At 65.9% G+C, this 15,015-nt stretch carries 15 protein-coding genes; 5 read left to right on the top strand and 10 right to left on the bottom strand.

Annotation, left to right across the window (positions count from 1 at the left end):
* Positions 1 to 60 precede the first annotated feature (60 nt).
* From ACEN8I_RS09275 to ACEN8I_RS09300, 6 genes are all read right to left on the bottom strand, one after another.
* Entirely contained in the window at positions 61 to 546 is a 486-nt protein-coding gene (locus tag ACEN8I_RS09275; RefSeq protein WP_413328084.1) for a rod shape-determining protein, read from the bottom strand.
* Positions 547 to 569: 23 nt separating this feature from the next.
* Positions 570 to 1,088 (bottom strand): hypothetical protein, encoded by a 519-nt coding sequence (locus tag ACEN8I_RS09280; protein ID WP_413328085.1) that lies wholly within the window; start codon positions 1,086 to 1,088, stop codon positions 570 to 572.
* A 12-nt stretch (positions 1,089 to 1,100) separates the two neighbouring features.
* Positions 1,101 to 1,451, bottom strand: coding sequence for a GlpM family protein (locus tag ACEN8I_RS09285; protein ID WP_413328087.1), 351 nt, complete (start codon positions 1,449 to 1,451; stop codon positions 1,101 to 1,103).
* Between the two features lie 45 nt (positions 1,452 to 1,496).
* Entirely contained in the window at positions 1,497 to 2,006 is a 510-nt protein-coding gene (locus tag ACEN8I_RS09290; protein ID WP_413328088.1) for a GNAT family N-acetyltransferase, read from the bottom strand.
* A 30-nt stretch (positions 2,007 to 2,036) separates the two neighbouring features.
* Complete coding sequence (locus ACEN8I_RS09295) at positions 2,037 to 2,780, bottom strand: DUF1223 domain-containing protein (RefSeq protein WP_413328089.1); 744 nt, start codon at positions 2,778 to 2,780, stop codon at positions 2,037 to 2,039.
* Between the two features lie 103 nt (positions 2,781 to 2,883).
* The gene (locus tag ACEN8I_RS09300; protein WP_413328090.1) at positions 2,884 to 3,402 is read right to left on the bottom strand and encodes a hypothetical protein; all 519 of its coding nucleotides are present in this window, start codon (positions 3,400 to 3,402) and stop codon (positions 2,884 to 2,886) included.
* 183 nt (positions 3,403 to 3,585) lie between these two features.
* Between ACEN8I_RS09300 and ACEN8I_RS09305 the strand changes: the two genes are divergently transcribed.
* Together ACEN8I_RS09305 and ACEN8I_RS09310 are read left to right on the top strand one after the other, a co-directional pair.
* Positions 3,586 to 5,958, top strand: coding sequence for a Tex family protein (locus ACEN8I_RS09305; RefSeq protein ID WP_413328091.1), 2,373 nt, complete (start codon positions 3,586 to 3,588; stop codon positions 5,956 to 5,958).
* Positions 5,959 to 6,039: 81 nt separating this feature from the next.
* Entirely contained in the window at positions 6,040 to 7,125 is a 1,086-nt protein-coding gene (locus ACEN8I_RS09310; protein ID WP_413328092.1) for a patatin-like phospholipase family protein, read from the top strand.
* Between the two features lie 30 nt (positions 7,126 to 7,155).
* On the opposite strand, the gene ACEN8I_RS09315 is transcribed toward ACEN8I_RS09310, so the two are convergent.
* Positions 7,156 to 7,977 carry an AraC family transcriptional regulator gene (locus tag ACEN8I_RS09315; protein WP_413328093.1) on the bottom strand — a complete coding sequence of 274 codons (822 nt, stop codon included), beginning with the start codon at positions 7,975 to 7,977 and terminating at the stop codon, positions 7,156 to 7,158.
* A 185-nt stretch (positions 7,978 to 8,162) separates the two neighbouring features.
* On the opposite strand from ACEN8I_RS09315, the gene ACEN8I_RS09320 reads away from it, so the two are divergent.
* On the top strand, positions 8,163 to 9,587 hold the full coding sequence (locus ACEN8I_RS09320) for an MFS transporter (protein WP_413328094.1): 1,425 nt from the start codon (positions 8,163 to 8,165) through the stop codon (positions 9,585 to 9,587).
* A 25-nt stretch (positions 9,588 to 9,612) separates the two neighbouring features.
* Here the strand turns inward: ACEN8I_RS09320 and ACEN8I_RS09325 are convergent, their stop codons facing one another.
* Both ACEN8I_RS09325 and ACEN8I_RS09330 read right to left on the bottom strand, forming a co-directional pair.
* Positions 9,613 to 10,719, bottom strand: a complete 1,107-nt coding sequence (locus ACEN8I_RS09325) for a porin (protein WP_413328095.1) — start codon at positions 10,717 to 10,719, stop codon at positions 9,613 to 9,615.
* Positions 10,720 to 11,077: 358 nt separating this feature from the next.
* Positions 11,078 to 12,214 (bottom strand): iron-containing alcohol dehydrogenase, encoded by a 1,137-nt coding sequence (locus tag ACEN8I_RS09330; RefSeq protein WP_413328097.1) that lies wholly within the window; start codon positions 12,212 to 12,214, stop codon positions 11,078 to 11,080.
* A gap of 167 nt (positions 12,215 to 12,381) precedes the next feature.
* Here ACEN8I_RS09330 and ACEN8I_RS09335 point away from each other — a divergent pair, with 167 nt between their 5' ends.
* Complete coding sequence (locus ACEN8I_RS09335) at positions 12,382 to 13,338, top strand: alpha/beta hydrolase (protein WP_413328098.1); 957 nt, start codon at positions 12,382 to 12,384, stop codon at positions 13,336 to 13,338.
* Between the two features lie 13 nt (positions 13,339 to 13,351).
* The gene (locus ACEN8I_RS09340) at positions 13,352 to 14,209 is read left to right on the top strand and encodes a YbgC/FadM family acyl-CoA thioesterase (protein WP_413328099.1); all 858 of its coding nucleotides are present in this window, start codon (positions 13,352 to 13,354) and stop codon (positions 14,207 to 14,209) included.
* On the opposite strand, the gene ACEN8I_RS09345 is transcribed toward ACEN8I_RS09340, so the two are convergent.
* Positions 14,196 to 15,014 carry an NRDE family protein gene (locus ACEN8I_RS09345; protein ID WP_413328100.1) on the bottom strand — a complete coding sequence of 273 codons (819 nt, stop codon included), beginning with the start codon at positions 15,012 to 15,014 and terminating at the stop codon, positions 14,196 to 14,198. The genes ACEN8I_RS09340 and ACEN8I_RS09345 overlap by 14 nt on opposite strands.
* Position 15,015 lies beyond the last annotated feature (1 nt).

Consider the following 15,015-nt stretch of genomic DNA (forward strand, 5'->3'; position numbering starts at 1 on the left):
ATAAATGGCGTTAGCAGACCCTTCAGTATGACGCATGCCAAATACCCATGCTGCGCTGCATCATTCCAGCACCCGGCCCGTGGGCGGGTAGTCGCGCGACAGTACCTGCTCGTCTGTGAGGTCCTGGCCCTGCCAGATCGTGACTTCCGAAGCGCCGGCACCGAGGGCCATCTCGTGCAGGGCCCGTATCTCTATTTGGGTGAAGCCGCCGGCCGGATCGCCCTGGGGATGGAAGACCATGCGGGGCGAGGCGGCGAAGGCGCTACCCTTGGGCAGTTTTTTCACAAAGGCCTTGAGCACCTGCTCGCCCGCAGTGAAGTCGGACATCAGCGAGCGAGGGTGGCTGAAAGGGTTGAGCACCAGCGCCGACTTGCTGGATTTGTACAAGGCCGCTTCATCGCCAGCGCCCAGAACCTTGGGCTTGGGTCCGCGCGAGAGGGCGATTTCGGGTACTTCGGAAACAAAGGTGCCGGTTTTGACGTTGCGCACCGTCAGGCGAAAAGGGGACAGGCGTATATACAGAGGTGTCTGGAAAAGATCGAGCATGGTGCGAAAAATCTCAGTGAAATTCAGCCTTCGGAAAACGCGGCTTTCAGCGCCGCCAGCAGCCTGGCGCCCGCCAGCTTGAGCCGCGTCTTCAGGCGGCGCGCCACACGCCAGGCCCAGGAAGCCCTGGCCTGCGCGATGAGCTTGTCTTTCCAGGCCTTCCAGGGTGTATAAAGCCGCGCGAACCAGGCCATGCGCATCAGCGCCGGTTGCGTCAGCTGGAACAGGCGGGCCGCCATCGCCGTTCCCGCGATCTTCGCTGCAAGAATCAAGCCCAGCCCGACGGTGATGTGGCCCTGGCCAAAGAGGTACAGCGCCAGCAGCTTGATGGGAATCAGCGCCAGCACGGGCACGCCAAAGGCCAGCAGCGCGGCCCAGGGCGGCAGGCCGGTGATGAAACGCTCCAGCCGTCCCCACCAGGGCAACCGGCCCAGCGCCGCGAAGGCGGCGGCCAGCGGTTCCCAGCCCCATTCCTCGAACAGCAGGAACAGGGCCACGGGGGCCAGCAGCAGGCTTCGCAGGATTTTTTTGAGTTTGTTCACGCGGGCTTGGGCTCAGAAAGACGTGGGGTAAGCGCGGCTCCATCCCAGCAGCAGCGCACCGGCCGCCACGGCCCAGGCCAGGGTGGCGGTTGCCAGCGTCACCGTGAGCGAGGCGCGTATGCTGAGCCAGTACACCGCCAGCAGGTAAGTCGCATAGGGAATCAGCGACCACAGGCCGAACAGCGCGGTGGCGCGCAAATCGGCGGCGCTGCGCTCGCTGCCCACCATGTAGTGCGCAATCAGCGCGAAGGTGGGGAACAGCGGCACCAGGCCGGCAATGACAAAGTTGCGCGAACGGGACAGCAGGGCGATCAGCAGCACGGCCAGCGCGCCCAGCAGGCATTTGAGGAACAGGGAGATCATGCGAAAGAAAGGCGCGCGGGGCGGCAAGAAGGCATGCAACGGAGTTTAGCCAAGCGCCCGGCCCTCCTTGCGCATGGCAAAAACCCGCGCGTCCGACAGGTCGGGCACCACGGCAAAACCCAGGCGCTCGTAAATGGCCAGTGCCGGGTCGTTGTCGCGGTAGACGCGCAGCGTGAAGGCGGTGGCACCGGTGGCACGCGCGGCTTCGGCCATCAGCAATTCGCACAGCGTGGTCCCCAGTCCCTGACCGCGTGCCGTGGGCGCCAGGATGATGCGGGCCAGGTGGGCCACGCCGGGATCGCGCACCCAGAACTGCCCGAAACCCAGGGCCGGGGCTGCCGGGCCACGGCTCATCACAAAGCTGTTGGCGCCGGGTTCGGCCAGCAACTTCGAGAGCCGTGCCGGCCTGAACGGATACTTCAGCTTGGGTCCGGCCCAGCGCAGGCAGGTGTCGGCGTCCCGGACCCAGCCGCCCAGTGCCAGGTAGTCGGCGGCCTCAGGCGCGCGCAGGCCGGGTGGCAGTGAATAGGGCGAGGGCGCGGGCCGGGGATCCATTCCGCCATTGTGCGGCAAGCCTCAATTTTGCTAAACCGGGCATTGCAGGCTCACGGCCTGCAGGGTCTTGCCGGTTTTGGGGTCGAACACCACGAGGTTGATCTGGCGCTCATGGCCGGGGGTGGCGGCGATGCTGCGAAAGACCAGCTTTTGCGGCGTCGCGCCCTGGCCGGGGTATTCACCCGCCTGGGTGTACTGGCGCACCACAAAATCGTGCTTGAGGAAGGCGCCGGCGTTTTCCCCGGCCTGTACCTTGGAGTTGTGGCCGTGTTCGGTGACGGTCCAGTAGGCTGCCCACGAAGGGGACAGCTGCCGCTCGGCCACCGGTGTCACCACGGCTTCGAACTGGTCGGTGCCCAGTTGTGTCAGCACGATGGCCGCGCGCGCCGGTTCCTTGCCGCCGGGCGGCCTGGGCCCCCAGGCGGGCAGGTCCTTGCCGTTGAGCACGGCCTGCGGGGTGTAGACGCTGCGCAGGCCGTTGCGGTCGGCCACCTCGTGCTGGCGCCGGGTGTAGGCCGGCGCGGCGAAGCGATCCACCCAGCCTATGTAATCCCAGTAACCGACGTGAAAGGCCTGCACCACCATGCCCGAGCCCTTGAGCGAGGACAGCCATTTGTCGGCGGGCGGGCATGAACTGCAACCTTCGGAGGTGTAGAGCTCCATCACCGGGGTAACCGCCGGCCCCGATGTGGCGCTGCAGGTGTTTTGCGCGGCGAAGGCGCCGCAGCTGGCGGTCAGCAGGGCGGCGGCGATCCAGGGTGAAGGGATGGACATGGGCGTCTCCAATGGCGTTGAGCGGGCACCACACCCGGAGAGGGTGGATGCCGCAGGTAGCCGTTGGTCGCGGGACGCCGGACTTTCTTACACCACCACACCCTCATACCAGGGGCATGGTCAGGTGGTCTTTTTGCAGGCTGCTGATGCCGTTGCGCCGCTCAAGCTGGTCTTCCAGCTGGCCCACGGTGGCCGCCATGCTGTTGTCCATCTGTTCCAGCCGCGCCATCAAGGCCTGCTGCTGCTGGGCGAAGCGCTCGGCCAGCACGGTGGCCGCGGCGGCCTCGCGGTGCTGCGCGGCCAGCGCCTGCACCTCCAGGTAGCTGCGCAGTTCGGTGAAGCGCGAGGCCTCGGCCTTGTCGGCGAGTTCGCGCTGGGTATTGAGTTCGCGCGCGTACTTGCGGCTTTCCAGCAGGTGGGTACTTTGTATATAGAGCGTGCTGGCCAGGAAGACCACCGTGGCGATCACCAGCAACAGCAGCATGAGCAGCCCCAGCGACACCTGCACGGTGGTAAAGCCCAGGCTCAGCATGCTCACGCGCGTGAACTCGTCGAGGTTGAGGGCGACAAAACCCGACAGGAGCAGGATGCCCACCACCAGCAAAATCGTGCGAATTCGCATATCAGTCTCCCCTGGAATAAATGTAAGAAATTGCTTTTCAGCCGTTGCCCATTATTGGGAGTCGAGGGGTGTTTTGCCTGTGGGACAATGCCGACCCTTGGCGTCAGTTTGTGATTCGCGAATCCCTGCGCCCTGGCCCTCCATTCTTGTTTCGTCCTTCCAGCTTTTCAGCCTTTTTTCGACATGCAAAAAATCATCCGCCAGATCGCGACAGAAATCAAAGTCCAGGAACACCAGATCAAGGCAGCCGTGGAGCTGTTGGACGGCGGCGCCACCGTTCCCTTTATCGCGCGCTACCGCAAGGAGGCCACCGGCGGGCTGGACGACATCCAGCTGCGCGAACTGGAATACCGGCTGGGTTACCTGCGCGAGCTCGAAGAACGCCGCGAGGCCGTGCTCAAAAGCATCGAAGAGCAGGGCAAGCTCACGCCCGAGCTGCGTGCGGCGATTGAATTTGCCGCCACCAAGCAGGACCTGGAAGACCTGTACCTGCCCTTCAAGCCCAAGCGCCGCACCAAAGGCCAGATCGCTCGCGAAGCCGGCATAGAGCCGCTGGCCGACAAACTGTTCGCCGACCCGTCGCTGGTGCCGGCCGACGAGGCCGCGGCCTTTGTGAAGGCCGAGAAAAACGAAAGCGGCGACGACTTCACCACCGTGCAGGCGGTGCTGGACGGCGTGCGCGACATCCTTTCCGAGCGCTGGGCCGAAGATGCCGGCCTGGTGCAATCGCTGCGCAACTGGCTGTGGAGCGAAGGGTTGTTCAGCTCCAAGCTGGTGGCCGGCAAGGACGAGAACAATGCCGACAACAGCAAGTTCCGCGACTACTTCGAATACGACGAGCCGATCGGCCGCGTGCCTTCGCACCGCGCGCTGGCGGTGTTCCGCGGCCGTGCGCTGGAAATCCTGGACGCCAAGCTGCTGCTGCCCGAGCAGGCCGAGCCCGGCAAACCCAGCATCGCGGAAGGCAAGATCGCGCTGCACCTGGGCTGGAGCCACAAGGCGCGCCCGGCCGACGACCTGATCCGCAAGGCCGTGGCCTGGACATGGCGCGTCAAGCTCAGCCTCTCGCTGGAGCGCGACCTGTTCACCCGCCTGCGCGAGGAAGCCGAAAAAGTCGCTATCAAGGTGTTTGCCGACAACCTGCGCGACCTGCTGCTGGCCGCGCCCGCCGGCCCGCGCGTGGTAATGGGCCTGGATCCGGGCATACGCACCGGCGTCAAGGTGGCGGTGGTCGACGCCACCGGCAAGCTGGTGGAAACCGCCACCGTCTACCCGCACGAGCCGCGCAAGGACTGGGACGGTTCGCTGCACACCCTGGCCAAACTCTGTGAAAAGCATGGCGTGAACCTGATCGCCATCGGCAACGGCACGGCCAGCCGCGAAACCGACAAACTCGCCGCCGACCTGATCAAGGGTATGGCCAAGGTGGAGCAGGTGATTGAAAAAGTCGTGGTCAGCGAAGCCGGCGCCTCGGTCTATTCGGCCAGCGAATTCGCCTCGCAGGAAATGCCCGACGTGGACGTGAGCCTGCGCGGCGCGGCCAGCATCGCGCGCCGCCTGCAGGATCCTTTGGCCGAGCTCGTCAAGATAGACCCCAAATCCATAGGCGTGGGCCAATACCAGCACGACGTCAACCAGAGCGACCTGGCGCGAAGCCTGGACACCGTGGTCGAGGACTGCGTGAACAGCGTGGGCGTGGACCTGAACACCGCCAGCGTGCCGCTGCTGGCGCGCGTCTCGGGCTTGTCGCAAACCGTGGCCAAGTCGGTGGTGCGCTGGCGCGATGCCAACGGCGCTTTCGCCTCGCGCGCCGATTTGCTCAAGGTGACCGGCCTGGGTGCCAAGACCTTCGAGCAGAGCGCGGGCTTTCTGCGCCTGCGCGGCGGCAGCAACCCGCTGGACATGACCGGCGTGCACCCCGAAACCTACCCGGTGGTCGAAAAAATCATGGCCCATACCGGCAGGCCGGTGGCTGAACTCATGGGCCGCGCCGAAATGCTCAAGACCCTGAAACCCGAACTGTTCGCCAACGAGCAGTTCGGCGTGATCACCGTCAAGGACATCCTGACCGAACTCGAGAAACCCGGCCGCGACCCGCGCCCGGACTTCAAGGTGGCGCGCTTTAACGAGGGCGTGGAAGACATCAAGGACCTCAAGGAAGGCATGACGCTGGAAGGCACGGTCAGCAACGTCGCGGCCTTCGGCGCCTTTGTCGACATCGGCGTGCACCAGGACGGCCTGGTCCATGTGAGCCAGCTTGCCAACAAGTTCGTCAACGACGCGCGCGAAGTCGTCAAGACCGGCGACATCGTCAAAGTGCGTGTGACCGAGGTCGACGTGGCGCGCAAGCGCATAGGCCTGACCATGAAGCTGGACGCCGCGCCGGCGCGCCGGGACGGCCCGCGCGACAACCGCTTTGAAAGCGCGCGGCCCGGCGGGCAGGGCCGAGGCGGCAATTACGGTGGCAACTATGGCGGCGGGCGCGGCGCGCCGCAACCGGCGGCCGCCACCGCCATGGAGTCTGCCTTCAGCAAGCTCGCGGCCCTCAAGAAGTAAGCGGGGAGGATGGCCGTCCCGCAAAGGACAGCCGCGCCCCGTGCCCGATGCTCCAATACGCCTGCAGCCTCACCATCGTCCATGAAAGCCCTTCGCATCTACGCCGGCCCCAAGGCACGCCGGCACATTGAACAAAACGGCCTGCAGGCCAAGGACATCGGCGTGGTGCCGGGCGCGGCCGGTGGCCCCAAGGGCCTGATCCTGGGCGCGCTGGACCGCTTTATTTTTGGCGAGTGGCTCGCCAAAACCGATCACCCCGTCCATTTGGTCGGTGCGTCGATAGGCGCCTGGCGCATGGCCACGGCCTGCCTTAATGACCCGGCGGCAGGCTTCTCGCGGCTGGAGGACGACTACATCCACCAGCACTATGAATTGCAGCCCGGCCAGAAGCGCCCGACCGCGGACAGGGTGAGCGAGCAGTTCGGCGAGAGCCTCAAGGCCTTTTACGGCGGCCGTGTACACGAAGTGCTGCAGCACCCGCGCTACAAGCTGCACATCGTGACCTCGCGTGGGCGCCACATGCTGGGCCGCGAGCACAAAGTCGCCACGCCGCTGGGCTACCTGGGCGCCTTTTTGACCAACAGCCTGCATCGCAAGGCCATGGGCGCCTGGCTGGAGCGTGTGGTGTTTTCCACGCCCGGTGTGAAACTGCCTTTTGCCACCGGCGACTACCGCACGCGCCAGGTCGACCTCAGCGAGGACAACTTCCAGCCCGCGCTGCAGGCCAGTTGCTCGATTCCTTTTGTGCTGCGTTCGGTGCACAACGTGCCGGGCGGGCCACCCGGCGCCTACTGGGATGGCGGCATCACCGACTATCACCTGCACCTGAACTACGGCGCCAAAGAGGCGACAGGCGGTGCAGGTCTGGTGCTGTATCCGCATTTCCAGAAATCGGTGGTGCCCGGCTGGCTGGACAAAGGCCTCAAGTGGCGCCACAAGGCCACTCACTTCCTGGACAACATGGTGCTGCTCGCGCCCGACCCGGACTGGATCAAGACCCTGCCCAACGCCAAGCTGCCCGACCGCCAGGACTTTGTGAGCTACGGGCCGGATATGCAGGCCAGGGTGAAGGCCTGGAGCGCGGCCACCGCGGCCAGCGCGCAACTGGCCGAGGAGTGGCAGGCCTGGCTGGAGCGGCCTGAGCTGGGGCAGCTGGGCACACTCTAAACGAGGAGCGGTGGGACAACAGTGGACGCCTCAGCCATTGCCGGCGGAACGCGCTGCAAAGTACCGTGCGGGAGAGTCGCCAAAGGCGCGGCGGAACATGGCGATGAAGTTGCTGGCTGAGGCATAACCCAGCGCGTCGGAAACCTGCGTCACCGACTCCCCCCGTGCAAGCATTTCCAGCGCCTGCGTGAGCTGTGCCTGTTGTCGCCACTGCGCAAAGCTCAAGCCTGTTTCAGCCAGCATCTGTCGGCGCAGCGTCCTGGGCGACATCGCACCCCAATCCGCCCAGGCCTGCAGCGTTCGGGCGGAACCCGGCTCTTGCAGGATCGCCCGGGCAATGCGCTCCAGCCGAGGATGCGCAGGCATGGGCAGGTGCAGGGACTCATGCGGCGCCCGCCGGATTTCGTCGAGGATGACTTCGACGACGTGCTCCTGGTCCGGCGCCAGCGGGCTGCATTTGTCCCATTCAGCCGCCCGGCGCACCAGCGCGCGCAATACCTCGCTAATGCCGATCACGCACGGGCTGTCCGGCAACTGCTCGCTGGCCTTTGGCGTCACGAGCAGGCTCCAGCCCGTCAGCGCGCCGCTGACGCGTACCCGGTGCGGCACGTCCGGCGGCATCCAGCCCGCCCGGTAGGGCGGCAGCAACCAGGATCCGTGCGCCGTTTGCACATGGATCAAGCCGGCCTCCACGCAAAACACCTGACCCCGGTGATGCTGGTGCCAGCCGTACTCGCGGGTTCCAAGGCGGTATTCGCTGGCCTGGTCATCGTTGCCCAGCAGGGCGATGAGGCGGGGGCCGTCCGGCCACTCGCTGAAGTCGTTCCTGGCTGGCTCAGCATCAAGATTCATTTTGGCCATTTTTCACTACTTTAAGTCCATTTACCGTTATATGACTTTCCGCACCGCTACGCACACTGGGGCCTTGTCAAATTTTCGGGCGGCAGCCGCCACCCTTATTCCCTCCTTATCCCTCCTTATCCCTCCTGAAAGGTGCATGAATGTCTTCCCTATCCTCCATACCTTCCGTACCGGCGATGCCGCCATCTCCGCCGGTGCTGCTGCGCAGCGGTGTATCGGCCTGGGTTGCAACCCTCGTGGCCTGCTTGTGCGCCTTTATGGTCGTGGTGGACGGCGCCATCGTGAACGTCGCGCTGCCGGCGATGCGCGATGAGCTGGGCCTGTCGCCCGTCCAGTTGCAATGGGTGGTCGACATCTATCTGCTATTGCTGGGCGGCTTCATGCTGCTGGCTGCCCGCGCCAGCGACATCTATGGGCGCCGGCGCCTTCTGCTGTGGGGCCTGGCGCTGTTCACCGGCGCCAGCTTGCTGGGCGGTTTGGCGGCTTCCGCTTCCATGTTGTTGGCCGCCCGCGCGGTGCAGGGTCTGGGCGCATCGGTCCTGGCGACTTCACCGCTGGCGCTCATCGCCGCCGCCCACCCCAAGGGTCCCGGGCAGGAGCGGGCCATCGGCCTGTGGGCGGCTTGCGCCGCCATGGGCTCGGCCTTTGGTGTGTTCATCGGCGGCTTGCTCACCAGCCTGGCCGGCTGGCGCTGGGTCATGTTCGTCAACGTGCCTGTCGGTCTCTTTCTGGCCGCGATTGTCGCGGGCTGCCTGCGCGCCCGGCGTGCAGGTGAACTCCCGGCCAAACTGGATGTTGCGGGCGCGTCCTCCGTCACGCTGGCCTTGGCCTCGTTCCTTTACGCCATTTCCCAATCCGTGCATGCGGGCTGGACCTCCGGCCCCGTGCTGGGCGCGCTTGCGTTCGCGCTGCTGATGTTTATGGCCTTTATCGCCGCCGAACGCCGCTCGGCGCAGCCCCTGGTCGATTTCGGGATCTTTCGCTTGCGAAACGTGACGATAGGCATGGTCCTGGTGCTGAGCCTGGGCGCGGTGCTCACCGTGTCGATGTTCTTTCTGTCGCAGGCACTGCAGCGCAGCTACGGGCGCAGCCCGCTTGACACGGGCCTGGCCTTGCTTCCGATGGCTTTGGCATTGGCCGCCGCATCAATCGCATCGCGCTACCTGCGGGACGCCGGATTCACCCGCTTGCCCTTTGTGGGCGGCCTCGTGTCGGCAACAGGCCTGATCTGGCTGAACTGGTTGCCCGCCCACCTCTTGCAGGCCGGCGATTTTTTGCTACCCACCTTGCTGGTGGGGGCCGGCAATGGCCTGGTAATGATGAGCGCGACCCAGGCCGTTCTCGCGGGAGTTCCGCGCCAGGACTCGGGGCTTGCCGCGGGACTGCAGAACACCGCGCGCCAGCTGGGTGGGGCAGTGGGTATCGCCGTGCTGGGTGCCGTGGCCCACGCGGTGACGGCCAGGCAGCTGGAGTTGGGGCAATTGCCGCAGATCGCCGAGCTGGCGGGCTACCGCTTTGCATTCCTGCTGGCGGGAATCCTCAGCGTCATCTCGGCGCTCGCATCATTGATGCTGCGGCTCGCGCCTTCATCGAAACCGTAAAAGCGGGTTCCGCAGCCAGACTGCCTTAGAACATGTGCGCGATACCCGCGTACACCGACTTCGGGCTCTGGCCGACGGCCGAGAGCGCCAGGCCCGGCGAGCTGCCGCCGCCGCCGCTGATGGTGTAGCCGGCATTGGCCTGGTTGCTGATCCGGGTTGCGCCGCCGTAAATCGTGGTCCGCTTGGACAGCGGGTAGTCGTAGCGCACGCCTATGGCCTTGGAGTCCGAATTCGCCGTGGTCTTGTTTTTGAGCTGGCCGTAGGTGGCGATCAGCTTGCCGACGCCCACGGGGGCCGAGGCGCCGATCTGGTAGGCGTCGAGCGCGGGCGCGCCGGCCATGTCGCCGCGGCGGCGCACAAAAATCGCCGAAGGCTTGACCACCCCAAAATCGTAGGACGCCGCGAGAACCGTGTACTTGTCGGTGTTGCCGACGATGTAAATGGTTTTTTCCGTCATGTAGCTCGCTTGTGCCGACAGCGTGCTGCTGCTGTAGCCGGCCGCGATGTTGAGCGTGTTGCCGGTGGACTTGGGCTGACCGCCCGCGCCGGTCGATTCGCCGAAGGCGTAGAACAGATTGGCCTTGAAGCCGCCCCAGGTCGGCGTGGTGTACTGGATGGAGTTGTCGCGTCGCGTGGTGGCGTCGGAGAGCGAGCCGCCATTGATGCCTACGCCGGGGCCGGCGTAGTAATTCAGGGCGCCCGACATGGTGAAGCCGGCCGGGTCAAAAGCCGCCATGGTGCCGAAGTGCGGCGTGTATTGCCGGCCTATGTTGACGGCGCCGAAGTCGCCGCTCAGGCCCACCGTCGCCAGGCGCTGGAACATATAGGCGGCGCCCGTCGGTACAGTGCTGGTCGGGATGGTGGCGGTGCCGGTGCTGGCGCCCGTGTCCATCAAGATGCCGGCTTCCAGGATGAAGTTCGCCTTCAGTCCGCTGCCCAGGTCTTCCGTGCCGCGAAAGCCGAAGCGCGAGCCCATGGCGCCGCCGCTGGAGACGCGCGTCACGGTGCCGGCGCCTGCGGAGGCCAGCTCAAGGTAGGAATCGAGCACGCCATACACCGTGACGGAGCTCTGGGCTTGCACCGCGCAGCTGGCGGCCGACAGCACCGAAAGTGCGAACAATTGGGTCTTCATGATGTCTCCTGATGTTGTTGATCTGGCGTGCTCAGCGACCTGGCGCCCCCACGGGGCCGTGCGTCCGCAACCCGCCTGCGGCCGGTTGCGCGGAAATCGTTAACCACAAGCCGAAGCGTAACGGGATTTTGGTTATAAATAATAAGTAAATAGACTCTTGCCAAGTCGCCCGTTTATGGTTATGAAACGTAACCATATTCGGAATTTCCGCTCCCCGGGCTTCTGCCGGAAAGCGCCATAGCGGATGCGCGTGGATGTGCGTGCGCAAGGGCTGCCGCGGCGCGGTGGCGCGGGTGCGCAGCCTGGGGAGGCTTGGGAGAAAAAGGTACCTGCGGCTTGGCCTGGCAGGCCAGTGTGGCTAGAGCGAAGCCGCCAGCATCTCTTCGTATTCGCCCGCGCTGGCAATGCGCGGGTTGGTCTTGTGGCAGTGGTCGGCCAGCGCGCCGGTGATGATCTGGCTGAACTGCCCGCGTTCCACGCCCATGGCGGCCAGCCCGGTGGGCAGACCCAGCCGGGCGTTCATGTCGCGTATCGCCTCGGCGATGTCACCGCCCGAGGCCAGGCCCATGGCGCGGGCCATGCGGTCCAGCCGCCTGTCTTTTTGCACCGACTCGGCACCGGCGTTAAAGCGCACCACGGCCGGCAGGAACATCGCGTTCAGCGTGCCGTGGTGCAGGCGCGGGTCCACACCGCCCAGGCTGTGGCTTAAGGAATGCACGCAGCCCAGGCCTTTCTGGAACGCCATGGCACCCTGCATTGATGCACTCATCAGGTTGAAGCGCGCTTCCCGGTCGCTGCCGTCGCGCGTAGCACGCTCGATGTGGGCCCAGCCGCGCTCCAGGCCGTCCAGCGCAATGCCGTCGGCCGGCGGGTTGAAGGCGGCCGACATATAGGTCTCCATGCAGTGCGCGATGGCGTCCATGCCGGTGGCGGCCGTCAGCTTGGCGGGCAGGCCCAGCGTGAGTTCGGGGTCGCAGATGGCGGTCTTGGGCACCAGGTGCCAGGAGTGGAAACCCAGCTTGCGGTGATCGTCCACGATGATGATGGCGCCGCGCGCGACCTCGCTGCCGGTGCCGCTGGTGGTAGGCACGGCGATCAGCGGCGCGGCGCGGTCGGTGATCTTCGGCGAGCCGCCTTCTATGGTGGCGTAGGTGGTGAGCGGGCCTTCATGCGTGGCGGCAATGGCCACACCCTTGGCGCAATCGATGGCCGAGCCGCCACCCACGGCGACCAGGCCGTCGCAGCCGCTGGCTTTGTAGAGTTCGGCGGCGGCGCGCACGGCGGCCTCGGTCGGGTTGGAGGGCGTCTGGTCGAACACCGTGACCGTCATGCCGGGCAGGGCGTCCAGCGCTTTTTGCAAAATGCCCGCGGCCTTGACGCCGGGGTCGGTCACGATGAGAGGGCGCGTGATGCCCACGCGCTCGCATTCCTGCTTGAGCAGTTTCACGGCGCCGAACTCGAACTGGATCTGGGTGACGTAGTAAATGAAGGCCATGCGGGCTGTCTTTCTGCGTTGTACGATGTGGGGCGATGCGGATCCTTGCACTGACTTTAATGGCTTTCAAGGCCTTCTGCCCCTTTTTGCCCGGATACCCCGCACGCCAACGCCTGTTCCCGTCACCTCGGCGATAGCGCCCGCGCCGCCGCCCCACGCCTTCACTGATGCCGCCGAATCCGCAAACCCTGTTGACCCCCGCCATGCGCGATGTGCTGAGCCGCATCGCGCGCGCCAATCGCCCGGCCTTCCATACCCTCACACCCGACCAGGCCCGCGCCGCCTACGAAGCCGGTGCCGGCGTGCTCGAAATCCCCAAGCCGGCGCTGGCCCGGGTGGAGGATTTACAGATCCCCGCGCGCGACGGCGAATTGCTGGGCGCGCGGCTGTATGCGCCGAAGGACCAGGCCTTGCCGGTGCTGCTGTTCTTCCATGGCGGCGGCTTCACGGTGGGCAGTGTTGCCACGCATGACATCCTGTGCCGCCAGCTGAGCCTGCTGGCCGGCATTGCCGTGGTCTCGCTGGATTACCGGCTGGCGCCGGCGTACAAGTTTCCGACGGCGGCCAACGATGCGTGGGACGCACTGCAGTGGCTGGCGGCCCACGGTGCTTCACGGGGCCTGGACGCCAGGCGCATGGCCGTGGGCGGCGACAGCGCGGGCGGCACGCTGGCCGCCATGTGCGCGGTGCTGGCGCGCGATGCCGGCTTGTCGCTGGCCCTGCAGCTCTTGATCTACCCGGGCTGCGCCGCCCACCAGGACACGGCTTCGCACAAGACCTTTGCCGAGGGCTTTGTGCTGAGTGAAGCCGACATCACGTGGTTCTTCAGCCAGTATGTGCGCAGCCCCGCGGACCGCGACGACTGGCGTTTCGCGCCGCTCAATGCGCCCGACGTGGACGGCGTGGCGCCGGCCTGGGTGGGCCTGGCCGAGTGCGACCCGCTGGTGGACGAAGGCGTGATGTACGCCGACAAGCTGCGCGCGGCCGGCGTGGCGGTGGACCTGGAGATTTACCGCGGCGTGACCCATGAGTTCATCAAGATGGGCCGCATCATTCCCGAAGCCAGGCGCGCCCATGCCGATGCGGCGGCTGCGCTGCGCGGCGCCTTCGGGCTGGATCATTGAGGGGACGACAGCCATGAAACGACAGGACTTCCGCTTTTCCCACCGCCTGCGGGTGCGCTGGGCCGAGGTGGACATGCAAAAAATCGTGTTCAACGCGCACTACCTGATGTACTTCGACACGGCCATCACCGACTACTGGCGCGCACTGGCCTTGCCCTACGAAGAGGCCATGGTGCATTTGGACGGCGACCTTTACGTCAAAAAGGCGACGGTGGAATACCACGGCTCGGCGCGTTTTGACGAGCAGGTCGACGTGGCGCTCAAGTGCGCGCGAATCGGCAATTCGTCGATGGCGTTTACGGGTGCGATCTTTCGCGGCGATCAACTGCTGATCAGCTGCGAGCTGGTTTATGTGTTTGCCGATCCGGCCTCGCAGACCTCCAAGCCGGTGCCGGAGGCCTTGCGCTGCGTGCTGACGGCTTATGAAGCCGGTGAGGCCATGCTGCAGCTGAAGACCGGCGGCTGGGCCGCACTGGGCGCCGATGCCGGCAAGGTGCGCACGGCGGTTTTTGTGCAGGAGCAGGGCATTCCCATGGAGATGGAGTGGGATGAGGCCGACAGCACGGCCCTGCATGCCGTCGCCTACAACGGCCTGGGGCAGGGCATCGCGACCGGGCGGCTGGTGCGCCAGGCGGATGGCGTGGGCAAGATAGGCCGCATGGCAGTGCACCATGCGCTGCGCGGCTCACGCGTGGGCAGCGACATCCTGCGAGCGCTGATGGATGCGGCGCGCGAGCGCGGCGACAGGGAAGTGATGCTGTATGCCCAGCGCAGCGCCGAGGGCTTTTACCAGCGGCTGGGTTTTACGCCGCGCGGCGAGCCTTTTGAGGAAGTCGGCATTCCGCACATAGAAATGGTTAAGGCGCCTTGATCTTCAATTGCTCGCGGTGTACCGCGGCGGCGGCCAGGCCTTCGCGGCCATGGGTACGCTCTTCCAGTTCAACATCCCAGTCGCTGCCGGAGGCCGTCGCCAGCAGCACTGTGCTGCAACGCGTGCCGTAGCCGCGGCCAGGCACTTCCACAAAGGCGCTGGAGAGCGCCTCTTCAAGCTCGGGTGGCACGCCGGTATGCGGAAGGTCCGCGGGCAAGGCGCGTTGCCGGCTGCCCAGCGCCGTCCATAGCTTTTGCAGGCCCTCAGGGCCGTCGCCGCTTTGCAAGGCAGCTGCCAGCACGCGTTTGAGCTCCAGGGTTTTGGGCCAGGGTGTGTCCAGCCCAGCGTTGGACAGGCCGTAGAGGCCGGGCGCCAAAGCCTGGGCATGCAAGGCCGGCGCGCCTTCATATTTGTTGGTGACCCAGGTCCAAGCCTTTTGACGCAAGTCGCCCAGCACCAGGTTAAAGCCGCCAAAGGCCGCGCCTTTATCTTCGAGCGCCGCCACAAAATCCGCTGCGTCACCGGCGCCTTCGAGCCAGCGCGTGACCAGCTCCCCACGCGAGCGCGGCGCGGCGTCGGGCTGGGCCTGGCGCACATTGGTCAAAAAAGCGATACGGCCGGCTGGCGTGATGCCCATCCAGGTGCCGCCGGCGCGAAGGTCGCGGCCGGAGATGATTTCCTGCCCGGACGCGGTGCCCCAGCGCGCCAGGGGCAGCGTGGGCCGCTCCAGGAATTCATCGCGGTTGGCCGCGATCAGCAGCGGCCAGCGTGCGGAAGCGCCGACAGCAAACGCAACCAGGCACATC

The sequence above is a fragment of the Polaromonas sp. CT11-55 genome (assembly GCF_047303325.1).
Classification (GTDB): domain Bacteria; phylum Pseudomonadota; class Gammaproteobacteria; order Burkholderiales; family Burkholderiaceae_C; genus Polaromonas.

Excerpts from the sequence above, each read along its gene's own strand:
- ACEN8I_RS09295 (WP_413328089.1), bottom strand. The coding sequence starts at position 2,780 with ATGTCCATCCCTTCACCCTGGATCGCCGCCGCCCTGCTGACCGCCAGC.
- ACEN8I_RS09325 (WP_413328095.1), bottom strand. The coding sequence starts at position 10,719 with ATGAAGACCCAATTGTTCGCACTTTCGGTGCTGTCGGCCGCCAGCTGC.
- ACEN8I_RS09300 (WP_413328090.1), bottom strand. The coding sequence starts at position 3,402 with ATGCGAATTCGCACGATTTTGCTGGTGGTGGGCATCCTGCTCCTGTCG.
- ACEN8I_RS09305 (WP_413328091.1), top strand. The coding sequence starts at position 3,586 with ATGCAAAAAATCATCCGCCAGATCGCGACAGAAATCAAAGTCCAGGAA.
- ACEN8I_RS09290 (WP_413328088.1), bottom strand. The coding sequence starts at position 2,006 with ATGGATCCCCGGCCCGCGCCCTCGCCCTATTCACTGCCACCCGGCCTG.
- ACEN8I_RS09285 (WP_413328087.1), bottom strand. The coding sequence starts at position 1,451 with ATGATCTCCCTGTTCCTCAAATGCCTGCTGGGCGCGCTGGCCGTGCTG.
- ACEN8I_RS09320 (WP_413328094.1), top strand. The coding sequence starts at position 8,163 with ATGCCGCCATCTCCGCCGGTGCTGCTGCGCAGCGGTGTATCGGCCTGG.
- ACEN8I_RS09335 (WP_413328098.1), top strand. The coding sequence starts at position 12,382 with ATGCCGCCGAATCCGCAAACCCTGTTGACCCCCGCCATGCGCGATGTG.
- ACEN8I_RS09340 (WP_413328099.1), top strand. The coding sequence starts at position 13,352 with ATGAAACGACAGGACTTCCGCTTTTCCCACCGCCTGCGGGTGCGCTGG.
- ACEN8I_RS09315 (WP_413328093.1), bottom strand. The coding sequence starts at position 7,977 with ATGAATCTTGATGCTGAGCCAGCCAGGAACGACTTCAGCGAGTGGCCG.
- ACEN8I_RS09310 (WP_413328092.1), top strand. The coding sequence starts at position 6,040 with ATGAAAGCCCTTCGCATCTACGCCGGCCCCAAGGCACGCCGGCACATT.
- ACEN8I_RS09345 (WP_413328100.1), bottom strand. The coding sequence starts at position 15,014 with ATGTGCCTGGTTGCGTTTGCTGTCGGCGCTTCCGCACGCTGGCCGCTG.
- ACEN8I_RS09330 (WP_413328097.1), bottom strand. The coding sequence starts at position 12,214 with ATGGCCTTCATTTACTACGTCACCCAGATCCAGTTCGAGTTCGGCGCC.
- ACEN8I_RS09275 (WP_413328084.1), bottom strand. The coding sequence starts at position 546 with ATGCTCGATCTTTTCCAGACACCTCTGTATATACGCCTGTCCCCTTTT.